A 13340-nucleotide genomic window follows, 5' to 3' on the forward strand; every position below is an offset into this window, starting at 1 on the left:
CCCCAACCCCCCGCCCAAAGCCGGGCCCCACACCCCCCCCCCGGGGCGGGGGGGGGCCCCCCCCCCCCCCCCCCCCCGACCGGGGCGACCGAAGGCGCTCGACAACGCCGACCGGGAGGCGGTGTTCGACGCGCTCGCGAAGTCGCCCGACGACCACGGCTTCGACGCGACCCGGTGGACCCCCGAACTCGTTCGGGTGTTCATCGAGCGCGAGTACGGCGTCTCCTACTCGCTCGGCCACGTCCGACGGCTGATTCGGGACGCCGACGTGTCGCTCTGAGTCGGGGCGCGCTCGGAGCGCGGAGGCGAGAGGCTGAATTGCGAAGTCGGGACAAGACAGCACAACCACGGCTCTTAAGCCCGCTCCCCACCCACTTCGAACTATGGGATTTCACACGTTCGACCCGTCGCGGGCCGACAAGCTCGAAGACGAGTCGCGCTACAGGTACCTCTCGCGCGAGGAGTTGGTCGCCGGACTCGACCCCGACCCGGCCGATTCTGTCGCGGACCTCGGGAGCGGGACGGGCTTTTTTACCGACGACGTGGCCCCGTTCGCCGGTGACGTTCGTGCCGTGGACCTCCAAGCCGAGATGCACGAACTCTACCGCGAGAAAGGCGTGCCCGAGAACGTCGAACTCGTGACCGCCGACGTGGCCGACCTCCCGTTCGCCGACGCCGAGTTGGACGGCGCGTTCTCGACCCAGACGTTCCACGAGTTTGCGAGTCCCGAGTCGGTCGCGGAGGTCGCGCGCGTGCTGGCTTCCGGCGCGCGATTCGTGGTCGCCGACTGGACCGCGAACGGGCGCGGCGAGAGCGGCCCGCCGCTGGACGAGCGATACGACTGCGAGCAGGCCGTCGAACTGCTGGAGAAGGCGGGCTTCGAAATCGTGCGCGCCGACGAGCGCCCGGAGACGCTGTTCGTGGTGGCACAGCGATAGTCTCGCTCGCGGGTCAGTTTCTAACGAGATGGGGGCCGGGAGCGTCACCCCACCGTCGCCCCACCGTCGCCCCACCGTTGCGATTCGTCCGAGGGTGAGCGCCCGGCCGCAAACAGTTGACGGAGCAACACGAGCACGAAAACTAAGTTCCCGCCCAGCGTTTCGTGTGAGGAAACGATGGGGAACCGAGAATCGAGCCGAACCGGTCGTACCGGAAGACACGACGCCGACTCACCCGACGCCGACTCCGGAGACGGAACGCCCTCGAACTGGGACGGTGGCGCGAGTCTCCGCGCGCTCGTCCGCGGGTCGTGGCGGCGCAAGTGGGCGGGGAGCACCGAACCGTGGAACGTCTCGGAAACTGGGTTTCCGGACCAGGGCACGCTGGGCGAGAAAGCCCAGTTCCTGCTCCGGTACGCGGTGTTGGCTCCGTCGAGTCACAACAGCCAGCCGTGGCTGTTCACCGTCTTCGACGACGAGATTCGACTGTTCGCCGACCGCGAGCGATGGCTCAGGGTCGCCGACCCCGACCGGCGCGAACTCCACCTGAGTCTGGGGGCCGCACTGGAGAATCTGCTAATCGCGGTCGAACACTTCGGACTGGGCCACGACGTGGAGTACGTTGACGGGAGCTTCGAGTACGTATCGAGCGACGAGTTCGAGACCCGCCCGGCCGGGAACTTCGGATACCCTTCGACCGAGGACTCGGGTCCGACGGTCGAATCCGTCGAGTCGGCTCACGTCGCGACGGTCACGCTCGCGCCCGAGCGCGACGGGCCGCCCGAACGGGATTCCCGGCTGTTCGACGCAATCGTCCGACGGCGGACCAACCGCGGACCGTACCAGGAGCGACCGATACCGAAATCCGACCTCGGCGAAATCGTGGACGCTTGTACCGACGAGGGCGTGAGCGTCCAGTTGGTCGCCGACCCGGAGACGAAGGCCGACATCGCGGCCCTCGCGGCCCGCGCGAACCGGCGGCAGTTCGCCGACCCGGCGTACCGTCGCGAACTCGCCCGGTGGGTCGGGCGGGGCGCGTTCGGCGACTCGTGGCCCGAGGCGAAGGTCGGTAAGTTTCTACTTACTCATCTCGACATCGGTCGGCAGCAGGCCCGCAAGGACGCCGAGCGACTGCGAACCGCGCCGGTCGCGGCGCTGCTCCGCACCGACTCTGACGACCGAAAGTCGCGGCTCTGCGCGGGACAGGCGTTCGAACGGATGAGCCTGCTCGCGACCGCGCTCGACGTGCGAACGCACTCGATGAGCGCGGTCCTGGAAGTTCCGAGCCTTCGGCGGGAACTGGCCGACGCGTCCGGAGGTTCGACGAAGACGCCACAGCACCTGTTCAGACTCGGCTACGCGCGTGGCGTCGGCGCGCCGTCGCCGCGCCGACCGCCGGAGGCCGTGTTGCTCGACTGAGTTCGCCACGAACGTCTCGTACCGAGCCAATGCCGGTGTCGCCGGGCGACACCGGATTTTCCGCTGTTTCGCACACCGGGGTTTCCGGAGTTTCGACACCAATGTTTCCGCTGTTTTACGGACTCGGCGTCGTGTTTGCAGCGCTCCGAGTACACGAACTACTCCGCGGTTTCCGCTGTCTCGGACGGTCCGTCCGAGCGCGAGTGGCGTTCGCGACGACAACGGAAATCGTGGGGTTGCGGTCGAGAGCAACGCCGGTAGGACATCGGAAACGGTGGTGTTGTCACAGGGTGGAAAGACAGCGGAAATAGCGGGGTGAGCGACCGTTCGACGCGAGCAGAATCACTCCTCGCCGTCGCCGAACGTCGTCTGGTAGTAGGGGCGGATGCTCTCGTGGACCCCGGCGAACTCGATGGTCTCTTCGAGCGCGCTGACGACGAGCTGGAGGTCCTGTTTCAGGGCGTGTTCGCGGTACTTGCCGCCCGACATCCCCTCGTTCTTCTCGGTCGAGGAGATGACCCCGAGCATCGCGAGGTCGGCGAGGTGGTCGCGCATCCGACGGCTGGTGAGCGGTTCGGTGCCGACGTGGTTGCAGAGCTGTTCGTAGCGCGGGCGGATGTCCCGCGAGCGTGCGGGAGTCTTCTCCTCGGCTTCGAGCGAGGTGAGCGCGTAGAGGATGAGCCGGGCGTGCTCGGTCAGGTCGGCGACGCCTTCCATGATTCGGTCGCGTTCGAGCTTCTCGCGCGCTTCTTGGACGTGTTCGTCGGTGACCTGCTCGACCGCCTCCTTGCGCGCGAGGTCGCCCGCCTCGAGCAGGAGGTCGAGGGCTTGACGGGCGTCCCCGGCGTCTTGGGCACCGTACGCCGCACAGAGCGGAATCACGTCCTCGGCGAGGGCGCTCTCGTGGAACGCGACCTGTTCGCGCTGGCTCAGGACTTTCTGGAGTTCGGTGGCGTCGTACGGCGGGAACGAGACCTCCTTCTCACAGAGTGAAGACCTGACTTTGGCGGAGAGCGAATCGCGGAACGAGAGGTCGTTCGAGATGCCGATGAGACCGATTTTGGCGTGTTCGAGGTAGCCGTTGCTCCGCGCGCGCGGAATCTGGTAGAGGATGGAGTTGTCGTTGATGTGGTCCACCTCGTCGAGGACCACGATGACGGTGCCGCCGATTTGGTCGAGTTCCTTCCAGAGGAAGCTGTAGACTTGCGCCTGTGGGTAGCCGGTGTTGCTAATCTGCTCGGACGGGTCGCGAAGCGTATTGACGAGTCGTACGGCGACCTGGTAGCTCGAATTCAGCCCGTCGCAGTTGATTTCGATGACGTTGAGCGAGATGTCGTCGTACTTCGCGGCGTCGTCCTGAAGTCGCTTGAGGAGGAATCGGGTGGCCGCGGTTTTGCCGACCCCGCTCTTGCCGTAGAGGAAGATGTTCGACGGTGCCTCGCCGTTGATAATCGGTTGGAGCGCGGCGTGGTATTCTTCGAGTTCGTCGTCGCGCCCGACGAGGTTGTTCGGGGTGTACTCCTCCAAGAGCGCGTCGCGGTTCTTGTAGAGGGAGTTGTCCCGGTCGAAACTGAACGATGACATGAACCACGGTTGGACCGACGAGGATATAAAATCACGGGGAGACTGGCGCGTCCGCTGTTTCTTCTGTCCCGAGGATATTTATGTTTAGAGTGGAAGTCGTGACGGTGTCGTTTCCGGTGTTTAGATTGACTTAAAGACACACCCACCCCATCGTTTCCGGAGCTTTTGGCGGGAACGGTGGGTGGGGGTTCAATTGGGTGCATAGTAGTCGGAAGGTTTATGACTATAGGTGAAAAAACATACCCGTATACCAAATAGTATAAATGGATACGTGATAAGAGAAGAGTATCAGTAAGTGCATGCTGCACTGTCTCATCTGAGCTCTGTCAGAATCTCTCCCGAATCCACGTCTCTTCGAAAACAACGACCACCCTACCACTCGCTTCCAAGACAGCGGAAACGACGGGGTGGGTGTGTGCTCTCGCGTTCGTAGTTTCCCTCGTTTGATTCTCTCCTCTCCCCCTCCTTTCTTCCCTCTCTCCTCTCTTCCCTCTCTTCTTCTCCCCCTCCTCTCTTCTCACCCTCCTCTCTTCTCACCCTCCTCCCCCCTCCCCACCCACCTTTCTCCGAAAACAGCGGAAACGGTGGGGTGGGTGTCCCCCGCTTACCGACCTCGTTTCTACTTCGGCACACCGTCCCGAAATACGCCTCCTGCCTAAAACACTCCTACCAACGCCTGAAACCGTCTCTTACAGCGAACACCCTCCCGTCGTAACAGCGGAAACGGTGGGGTCGAAAATCCGACTCCGATATCCGATTCCGGGCTTCGGGTCATCCGTCTATTCCGGATACTTCCGTTTCCTTTCGGCTTCCCGCCGCTGAAAACAGCGGAAACGGTGGGGTCCGAGTGGCCGACCCGACCGCTTCGAAATCCGACTACCTCTACTTTTTCGACCTCTACCCGCCGACTACGCTCGGACGAACCGTGCGACGGTCGCGGCTACCGCGAACGCGACGAGTGCGACCCCGATACCGAATCCGGGGACCGATTCCGTGGTGTTTTCGGTCGCCGTGGTCTGCCCGCCCCGAACCACACTCTCCGTCGTCTCGCTATCCGAGTCACCTGCCGGGTTCCCGGTACCGCTCGCCGTCGTGGTTGCGCCCGGGGCCGTAGTCGTGTTCGCAGTCGTGGTTTCACTCGTCGCCACGGTCGCGTCCCCGGTCGCACTCCCGCCGATTCGGACGACCCACCCGTCTCTCCCCGTCGCACCGTCGCCCGCGGTCTGGCCCGCGAGGAGGTACCCGCCGCCGTGGGCGCGGATTGCGGGCCACGGCTTGTCCCACGCGTCCGTGCCGTAGTAGGACTCCGACTCGACGACGCCGCTCGCGTCGGTCGCCACCACGTAGCCGTCGGCGCTTCCGTACGGTCCCGCGTTCGAACTTCCGGTGAAGAGGAAGCCGTCGGCGGTCCGCATCGCGGAGTCGAGCCACTGGGTTCCGTCGCCGCCGTGTCTTCGCTCCCACCCGACCGACCCGTTCGCGTCGAACTTCACGAGCCACCCGTCGCGCGGGCCGGTACTGTTGCTCTCGGTTTCCCCCGCGAGGACGAACCCGTCCGCCGCGCCCGCGGAAGCGGGCGCGGCGGCCCACACGTCGTCCCTGCTCGAACCGCCCGCCGTCGCCTGCCACCGCGCGCTCCCCTCGGATTCGACCCTGAGCGCCCACGCGTCGTCGCTGTCGCCCTCGACTTTTCCGGCGAGGTAGTAGCCGTCCGCGCCTTCGTCGGTCTCGATAGGCACTATCGCCCGGAGGTATCCCGCGCTGTACCCTTCGGGTGTCGCGTAGGTCTGCGACCACTCGGAGGTCCCCTCGGCGTCGAGCCTCAGCGCCCACCCTTCCCGGCGTTCTCCCTGACCTCCTTCTTCACCGCGAGTCCATCCCGCGAACAGGAACCCCGACCCGTCCGATTCGAGCGCGTAGAACGCGCCCGAACCGGGGGTTCGCTCGTCGCGCACCTCGCCGTCGGGTCCGAGTTCGACGACCCATCCGTTCGGGCCTCCGTCTCGGTTGTTCGCGTCTTCGGCGCTTCCGTTCTCCCGGACAGTTCCGTCAGTCCGCCCCGCGAGCAGATAGCCGTCGTCGGTCACGGCGACCCCGTAGAAGCGGTCGAGTCCCTGTCCGCCGAGCGTGCGCTCCCACTGGGTCTCACCCTCCGAGTCGATTTTGACGGCCCATCCGTCCAAGCTCTCGCCCTCTTTGGCCCCGACGAGGAGGTACCCGCCGTCGCCGGTCCGGACGAGGTCGGCGAAGGTGTCGTCGCCGTCGCCGCCGTACGTACGTTGCCACTGCTCGGGGAGGTCCGGAGACGCCTGTCTCTCGATTGGATTCGTCGCGTTCGCCGTGTCGGCTTCGCCCGTTCCATCGACTCCGTCTGTCCAATCAGGTCCATCCGACGCACTCGCCGTCCCGGCGAGTGCGAACCCCGCGCCGGTGACGAGTAGCGCGAGCGCCACCGCGGACGGCGCGAGCGACCCTGTGAGATTTCGCATGCGCGTCACTAAGCGTCCGACGCTGTTTGGTATGCGTCTGCTGTGCGGGCATAGGCCCGTCCTGTCGAATCCGAAGGCATAGGTCACCCGGCCGTTATCGCTCGATTATGACTCGGACGACAATTCTGTTGGCGGGCGTCGGTATGCTATCGTGGGGCGTCTGGGCGATGTTCGCCGAACTCGCGACCCGGACGCTCGAACCCGAGGTCGCGATGGTGATTTCCTACGTCGCGGGCGTCACGGTCGCCGTCGGCTACATCGTCTCGCAGGGACTCTCGCCGACGCTCTCTGGTAGCGGAGTCGGCTACGCAATCGCTGGTGGACTGTTTTCGGGTGTCGGCGCGATAAGCTACTACGCCGCGCTCCAGCACGGGAGCGCGGCCATCGCGACCACGGTCACGGCGCTCTACTTCGTGGTCGCGGCGATTCTCGGCGTGGTGTTTCTCGGCGAGTCGGTCGGGGTTCGGGACGTGGCCGCCATCGCGCTCGCGGTCGGCGCGGTCGCGCTCCTCTCGACGTAGAACTCGGTTGCGCTATCGCACGAATTTCAGTCGCGTTGCCACGCGGGCGGCGCGCGCCCGAGCCGACGCAAGGTCGCGGGGTAGCCGAACGCGACGACCAGCGCGACGATGATTCGCGGGACGAATCCCGAGATTCCGACCGCTTCGAGAACGATGACGAAGGCGAAGTAGATGACCATCATCGCGAGAAACTGGGGCACGAGCTGTCGCCACATCGAAGCCATACGCCGAAGGACGGCCTCCCGAGAGTTAAGTGTGGTGAGTTCGCTCGGTGTCGAACACCGAAAAAACACGTCCGCCACCCGGCTGCCGGGCTAAATCTCAGTCACTCGAACGCCGGGACGACTGTCACTCGAACGCCGGGACGACTGTCACTCGAACGCCGGGACGACTTCCTCGCCGAGTCGCTCGATGCACTCGACCATCGCCTCGGTCCCGATTCCGGGGTGGTAGGTCCGGAACACGAAATGAACGTCGTCACCGAGCGCCTCGCGATACGCCTCCAGACCCTCGATTACGTCGTCCGGCGTGCCGAAAATAGCTTGGTCTTTCAGCTCCCGCCTCCGGTCGTCGGATAGCTCCTCGACTTCCTCGCCCGAGAAGATTTCCGCGTACCGGCGTTGGATGTAGAGATACCCCTCCTTCATCTGCTCCCACGCGTCTTCCTTCGAGTCGCCGACGAAACCGTGCTGGAGGACGTACACCTGAAAGTCGCCGTCGATGTTCTCCTCCTCGCGCACGCGCTCGATGTCCTCCTTGCGCTTGCGAACGCCTTCAATCGAGAGCGCCGACGGCGCACACCACGCGTCGGCGACCCGCGCGGCCCGCCGGACCGCTGGCTTGGCCGACCCGCCGTACATGATGGGAATCTCCGAATCCGGCTTGGGCGTCACCGTCGCGTCGGGGGACACGTCGTGGAACTGGGCATCGTAGTCGAGCGGCCCCTCCGACCACGCCGCCCGGAGGAGGTCGGTGGCGTCGGCCATGCGCTCGACGCGCTCCTCGCGCGGGACGCCGAACTCAGCGAACTCCTCGGGGTTCGACCCGATGGCGAGACCGAGCGTGAGCCTGCCGTCCGCGAGCAAATCGACCGTCGCGGCGTCCTCGGCGAGTCGCACCGAGTCGTAGAGCGGAGCCAGCGCGATGCACGTCCCGAGTTCGACGCGCTCGGTCTCGGCCGCGAGCGCGCCGAGCGCGGGCATCGTCGCCGAGAGGTAGCCGTCGTCGGCGAAGTGGTGTTCGGAGACCCACGCGCTCGCGAGACCCGCGTCGTCGATGGCCCGCCCGAGGGTCAGCATTTCGTCGTAAATCGCGCTCATCGACCGGTCGTCGTCGGGTCGCCGCTGGCAGGTGAACAGTCCCGTGCCGATTTCCATACCGAGTGGACGCGCGCGGCCGACTTAGTGTTTTATAAGAAACTTCTCTCCCCGCGACGAAAACTCACGCGGGCTTGCGAGCCGTAATCCGAGCCGAGACGACGTACTCGCTGAGGTCGCGGTCTTCGGTCCACTCGCGGATGAACTCCTCGCTGTCCTCTTTCGGTTCGATTTCGACCGCCTCGAACCCCGCGTCGTCGAGCATCGCTTCGAGTTCTTCGATTCGAGCCGCGCCCGAGATACAACTCGAAAGCGCGTCGAGGTCACCCCGGAGTTCCGTCGGGATTTCGGCGGTCAGCACCACGTCGGTGATGGCGATTCTGCCGCCGGGTTCGAGGACGCGATAGGCCTCTGCGAACACCTGCGGCTTGTCGGGCGAGAGATTGACCACGCAGTTCGAGATAATTACGTCCGCTTGGCCGTCGGCCATCGGGAGGTGTTCGATTTCGCCCAGTCGGAACTCGACGTTGTCGGCGTCGTTTGTCTCGGTGTTGTCGCGGGCGCGTTCGACCATCTCGGGCGTCATGTCCACGCCGACGACGCGCCCGGACTCGCCCACCTCGCGTGCGGCGAGAAAACAGTCGAAACCGCCGCCAGACCCGAGGTCCACGACGGTCTCGCCCTCGGATAATTCGGCGATAGCAGTCGGATTCCCACAGCCGAGACTGAGATTTGCCCCCTCCGCGACGGCTTCGATGTCGTCGGCGGAGTAGCCCAGTTTCTCGGCGGTCTCCGGGGTGTCGGCGTCGCCTTCACAGCAGTCTCCCCCGAGCGTTTCGGACTCTGTGGCGATACTTCCGTATCGGTCGCGCACGGCGTTTCGCTGTTCGCGAGCGGTCGGCGTATCGGTCGATGTATCGGTCGAAGCATCGGTTGGCTGGCAACAGTCGTCAGTCATTAGCCCGAACTACGGGCTTAGCTCACATGAAAGTGTGTTGTGCGCTCGTCTTCGCCGGGACCGACGAGATGTGGCGGACGGGGCGGGACAGGACGAGACCGCTCAGTGTTCGATGGTCGTAATCTCCTCGACCGGCCACTGGCTCAGAATCTCGACGCCGTTCTCGCGCACGACGACCATCTCCTCGACCCGCACGCCCTGCCGGTCGGCGGGTCGCATCGTCTCGACCGCCATCGTCATCCCCTCCTCGATTTCGATGGGGTGGTCGGGCGACAGACCGCGCCAGATGAGCGGGACTTCGTAGAGTTGGAGGCCCAGTCCGTGCGCCCAGTGGTTCGTGGTCATCTCCCAGAAGTCCTCCGCGCCGTACCAGTCCATGTGTTCGCCCTCCTCGTCGGGGAACCCCTGACAGATTTCGTCGGTGGTCGCACCCGGCTCGATTCGTTCGAGCACGTCGTAGAGGTCGTCGCGGGCTTTCTCGTAGGCGTCCTTTTGGGCCGCGGTCGGTTCGCCAACGCTGAAGGTCCGGTAGTAACACGACCGGTAGCCCATGAAGCCGATGTTGTAGAAGTCGGCATAGACGAGGTCGCCGGGCCGAATCACACGGTCGGTCGTGTTGGCCTGATGCTTGGGCCACGTGTTCGGCCCGGAGGTGACGTAGCCGCCCTGGACCATCGCGCCGAGTCGCCAGAGTTCTTTGGTTGCTTCGCCCCACACCTCCGACTCGCGCATGCCGGGCTTGGCGACCTCTTTGATGCGCTGGAACCCGGCCTCACAGAGCGCGGCGACCATCCGAAGACATTCGATTTCGTCGCGGGTCTTTATCTTCCGGGCGTCTTCCATCACCGCCGCGCACTCGCTCGTTCGTACGTCCACGTCACGTTCCTCGAACTTCGAAATGAGGGCCGCATTCCCCACGTCGATGCCCATCGGCTCGTTTTTGACGCCGTACTCGTCCATCGCCTCCACGACCAAGTCCGCCATCTTGCCCTTGAGCCACCTTCGGGCCGAATCGCTCCCCGACGCCCGCGGAACGTTTCCGAGTCCCGGCGCGGCGTATCTGATGTCGTCGAGCCACGGGCAGTTGAACCGCTGATTGCTCGCGTGGTCGGCGGTGTCCCAGTGGACGACGTCACCGTCTTCGGTGAGAAGCGTGTAGTGGTCCGCGCCCGACCCGCCGGTCATGGCGAGACCGGTCACGTACCGGACGTTGGGGTCGTTGATGAGGAGCATGCTCCCGAGTTCGGTCTCGCGCAGGCGTTCAAGCGCGCGCTCCTTGCGCTCGCGTCGCATGCGCTGGAAGTCGATGCGCTCCTCCCAATCGACGCCCATCGTGCCGCGCGTGCCTTCCATGAAATCGCGTTGATAGAATCCCATGGCGGTTGATACATCGAGGTTCGTTATGAAAGTAGGTGGCTTCGTCGGACGGTCGCGCTGTCCGACACCGTCGAGGCGAGCGCCCCTCGCGGTTATCGGAAGTGGTCGGCCTTGCTTAGCAGGTAGGCGACGATGAACACGTCGATTATCATCGCGAAGATGCTGAGGCTCACGAGGTTGAGGAGCGCGCTTATTCCGTAGAGGACGAGCGCCCACTTGTAGCCCCACTGCTGGAGCGTCCAGAGACCGTACAGGACGGCGGCTTTCCCGACGGTAAGTACGAGGCCGACGAGACCGACGATGGCGAGCGGGCCGCCCCCGCCCATCACGCCGAGCATCCCGAGGAACGAGAAGAACACGCCGATGAATCCGAGGACGCACAGAATCGATACGCCGAGCGGTCTCGACCGCGAGCGACTGCCGTAGGTGGAGGGCATTTGCGTTCGGACTTCTGACACGGTCGGCATAAGCTTTCGGGGCGCAGGGTCTACGCAGGTACACTCTCTCCGTGTGGTTTTATCACCGTTCCGAGCGAGGGTTCAATTATGTACAAACACGTCGCTTTGCTCGTCCGCCAGAAGGGAATGACTCACGACGAATTCGTGGACTACTGGCAGACCAATCACACGCCCATCGCCCGCGAAATCGAGGGCGTCACCCGGTATCAGACCGTGCTTCCCACCGACTCCGAGAACGCGGAGTTCGACGGTCTCGCCGAACTCTACTTCGAGGATTTGGACAAACTCCACGACGCGCTCGGAAGCGAAGGAAGCCGGGACTACGACCCCGAGAAGGGCAAGGCCAAAGAAGCGCGCGAGGACGTGAACAACTTCCTCGACATCGACCGTCGCCCTCGATTCATCGGCGAGGAAATCGTCCAGAAGGACGAGGTAGACGGCAAAACAGACGGTCTCTACAAGCACTCGGCGTTCCTCGTCCGTCAAGACGACATGACCCACGAGGAGTTCGTGGAGTACTGGCAGGAGAACCACACGCCCATCGCCCGCGAAATCGACGGCGTGGTTCGGTACGCCACGGTCCTGCCGACCGACCCCGAGAACGCGGAGTTCGACGGCATCGCCGAACTCTACTTCGATGATTTGGACAAACTTCACGACGCGCTCGGGAGCGAGGGTAGCCGGGATTACGACCCCGAGAAGGGCAAGGCGAAGGAGGCCCGCGAGGACGTGAACAATTTCTTGGCTATCGACGAGCGACCCCGATTTATCGGCCAAGAGACGGTGCAGAAGGACGAGACGTAGGAGCAATTAGTCGTTTTTTCCGTCGAATTTGCGCTCCGGTCGAAGCAACGACCGCCCAGAACGCCCTCGCGCGGTCGCCCTTTCAGTCCGCCGAGAGCGTGGACTGTCCGCCCGGCGCGTTTTGTCTGTAGATGTGCGACGACGAGGAGACCCCTGATGAAAGCGCGAGAGAAACCTACAATCGATAGATGCGCGCGTCAATTAGCCAGTCCACGAGGAACAGTCCGGCCACCAGCACGGCCGAGACGACTCCTGCACTGACCGTGCCGAACTTCGCGTATCCGAGACCGAATCCGACGCTCACGACGAATCCGGCGACGACGATTCGCCAGTCCACACGCTTCGTGACTGACGAGAGGAAATAGTCTTTTTCCCGACTCTCACGGCCGGATGTAGGCGTAGCCGTCGTGCTGAAGCCGCGTCAGTTCGCCCGCGCCCGAGGGAACCGTCTCGACGCCGTCCACGAGTTCCGACTCGTCGAGGTCCATCGTGTCGAGCGTGTTGCCACATGCCTTGAACGAAATGCCGCTTCCGAGGAGCGATTCGACCTGCTCGCTCCCGTCGCCGTCCGCTCGGAGCGGTTCGATGCCCTTCGACTGGGCGACGACCGCGATATCGTCCATCTCGACGCTCTCGTCGTTCGCCAAATTCTCCGCGATTGTGAGCGCGGTTTTTCGTTCGTCCGGTTCGCCAGCGATGAGGTGGAACACGGTTTGCATGCGGTTTCGCTACCTCGCTCCGTCGGAAATGGTTGCTGGCCGCGACCACTCCGAGACGAGCGAGGACACGAATCCTTACGTTCCGTCCGACAGAGTACTTACACATGCCCGTCGAACCGGAGTACGAGACGCAGGTCCGCGAAGCGTTTCCCGAAATTCAAGACATCGACGACGCCGACCTCCGCGAGCAGGTGGTCGAGGCGTGGGTTCTCGCGCTCGACCGCGGCGGTTGGACGGATGTTCACGACGTGCCCTACGCGTGGAACATCCACGAGGTTTCGAACGTCGAACACGTCCGGGGCGTGACCCGTATCGCGGCGAAGTCGGCCGCCGAACAGCGGGAGTTCCACGGCGCGGACCCCGACGAGGACGTGATTCTGGCGGCGTGTCTCCTCCACGACGTGGGTAAGTGCTACGAGTACGTCGAACACGTCGAGTCCGACCGCATCCGCGACCCGGACCCGACCTACGTCAGCGAGGAAATTCCTCACTCGCTGTCCGGATACGCGCTCGCCCACGAGGTCGGGTGCCCACTCGCGGTCCAGCGCGCTATCCCGCACTTTCTGGGCGAGGTGCCGAAGCGAACGCTCGAAGCCGAGCTGGTCAAGAGCGCGAACTCGGCGTCGTCGAACGCCATCACCCAGTCCGCGATGGGAATCACGCTACAGGAGTGGGTCGAAACGTACAGTCAGACGACGAACTGATTCTCCTCTCCTCTCCTCTCCTCTCCTCTCCTCTCCTCTCCTCTCCTCTCCTC

16 protein-coding genes are annotated in these 13340 nt (G+C 64.3%); 6 read left to right on the forward strand and 10 right to left on the reverse strand.

Annotated elements, in window-relative coordinates:
• The 3 genes from EKH81_RS19605 to EKH81_RS13180 all read left to right on the forward strand — a co-directional run.
• A partial coding sequence (locus tag EKH81_RS19605) for a helix-turn-helix domain-containing protein (protein WP_162224627.1) occupies positions 1 to 280 on the forward strand: 280 nt, incomplete at its 5' end.
• Positions 281 to 383: 103 nt separating this feature from the next.
• Entirely contained in the window at positions 384 to 938 is a 555-nt protein-coding gene (locus tag EKH81_RS13175) for a class I SAM-dependent methyltransferase (RefSeq protein ID WP_132061554.1), read from the forward strand.
• A gap of 177 nt (positions 939 to 1115) precedes the next feature.
• A complete protein-coding gene (locus EKH81_RS13180) occupies positions 1116 to 2357 on the forward strand; it encodes an Acg family FMN-binding oxidoreductase (protein ID WP_132061551.1) in 1242 nt (413 codons plus the stop codon).
• 342 nt (positions 2358 to 2699) lie between these two features.
• Here EKH81_RS13180 and EKH81_RS13185 read toward each other — a convergent pair whose 3' ends face one another.
• From EKH81_RS13185 to EKH81_RS13195, 3 genes are all read right to left on the reverse strand, one after another.
• Complete coding sequence (locus EKH81_RS13185; protein WP_132061548.1) at positions 2700 to 3941, reverse strand: orc1/cdc6 family replication initiation protein; 1242 nt, start codon at positions 3939 to 3941, stop codon at positions 2700 to 2702.
• A 372-nt stretch (positions 3942 to 4313) separates the two neighbouring features.
• Complete coding sequence (locus EKH81_RS13190) at positions 4314 to 4478, reverse strand: hypothetical protein (protein ID WP_162224622.1); 165 nt, start codon at positions 4476 to 4478, stop codon at positions 4314 to 4316.
• Positions 4479 to 4849: 371 nt separating this feature from the next.
• Positions 4850 to 6430: a hypothetical protein gene (locus tag EKH81_RS13195; RefSeq protein ID WP_132061545.1), complete on the reverse strand. Its 1581-nt coding sequence runs from the start codon at positions 6428 to 6430 to the stop codon at positions 4850 to 4852.
• Between the two features lie 107 nt (positions 6431 to 6537).
• On the opposite strand from EKH81_RS13195, the gene EKH81_RS13200 reads away from it, so the two are divergent.
• Complete coding sequence (locus EKH81_RS13200; RefSeq protein ID WP_132061542.1) at positions 6538 to 6951, forward strand: EamA family transporter; 414 nt, start codon at positions 6538 to 6540, stop codon at positions 6949 to 6951.
• A gap of 26 nt (positions 6952 to 6977) precedes the next feature.
• Here the strand turns inward: EKH81_RS13200 and EKH81_RS13205 are convergent, their stop codons facing one another.
• The 5 genes from EKH81_RS13205 to EKH81_RS13225 form a co-directional block, all read right to left on the reverse strand.
• Complete coding sequence (locus tag EKH81_RS13205) at positions 6978 to 7175, reverse strand: hypothetical protein (protein WP_132061539.1); 198 nt, start codon at positions 7173 to 7175, stop codon at positions 6978 to 6980.
• Positions 7176 to 7322: 147 nt separating this feature from the next.
• Entirely contained in the window at positions 7323 to 8327 is a 1005-nt protein-coding gene (locus EKH81_RS13210; protein WP_132061536.1) for an LLM class flavin-dependent oxidoreductase, read from the reverse strand.
• Positions 8328 to 8391: 64 nt separating this feature from the next.
• Positions 8392 to 9225 carry an arsenite methyltransferase gene (locus tag EKH81_RS13215; protein WP_132061533.1) on the reverse strand — a complete coding sequence of 278 codons (834 nt, stop codon included), beginning with the start codon at positions 9223 to 9225 and terminating at the stop codon, positions 8392 to 8394.
• A gap of 102 nt (positions 9226 to 9327) precedes the next feature.
• Positions 9328 to 10602 (reverse strand): M24 family metallopeptidase, encoded by a 1275-nt coding sequence (locus EKH81_RS13220; protein ID WP_132061529.1) that lies wholly within the window; start codon positions 10600 to 10602, stop codon positions 9328 to 9330.
• Between the two features lie 92 nt (positions 10603 to 10694).
• The gene (locus EKH81_RS13225; protein WP_132061526.1) at positions 10695 to 11039 is read right to left on the reverse strand and encodes a hypothetical protein; all 345 of its coding nucleotides are present in this window, start codon (positions 11037 to 11039) and stop codon (positions 10695 to 10697) included.
• A gap of 108 nt (positions 11040 to 11147) precedes the next feature.
• On the opposite strand from EKH81_RS13225, the gene EKH81_RS13230 reads away from it, so the two are divergent.
• Positions 11148 to 11864 carry an EthD domain-containing protein gene (locus tag EKH81_RS13230; protein ID WP_132061523.1) on the forward strand — a complete coding sequence of 239 codons (717 nt, stop codon included), beginning with the start codon at positions 11148 to 11150 and terminating at the stop codon, positions 11862 to 11864.
• A gap of 175 nt (positions 11865 to 12039) precedes the next feature.
• On the opposite strand, the gene EKH81_RS13235 is transcribed toward EKH81_RS13230, so the two are convergent.
• On the reverse strand, positions 12040 to 12201 hold the full coding sequence (locus tag EKH81_RS13235) for a hypothetical protein (protein WP_162224623.1): 162 nt from the start codon (positions 12199 to 12201) through the stop codon (positions 12040 to 12042).
• Positions 12202 to 12244: 43 nt separating this feature from the next.
• A complete protein-coding gene (locus EKH81_RS13240; protein WP_132061520.1) occupies positions 12245 to 12583 on the reverse strand; it encodes a DsrE family protein in 339 nt (112 codons plus the stop codon).
• Between the two features lie 104 nt (positions 12584 to 12687).
• Here EKH81_RS13240 and EKH81_RS13245 point away from each other — a divergent pair, with 104 nt between their 5' ends.
• Positions 12688 to 13287 (forward strand): HD domain-containing protein, encoded by a 600-nt coding sequence (locus EKH81_RS13245; RefSeq protein WP_132061517.1) that lies wholly within the window; start codon positions 12688 to 12690, stop codon positions 13285 to 13287.
• Positions 13288 to 13340: the final 53 nt, after the last annotated feature.

The organism is Halorussus amylolyticus, from assembly GCF_004143485.2.
In the GTDB taxonomy this organism is placed as follows: domain Archaea; phylum Halobacteriota; class Halobacteria; order Halobacteriales; family Haladaptataceae; genus Halorussus; species Halorussus amylolyticus.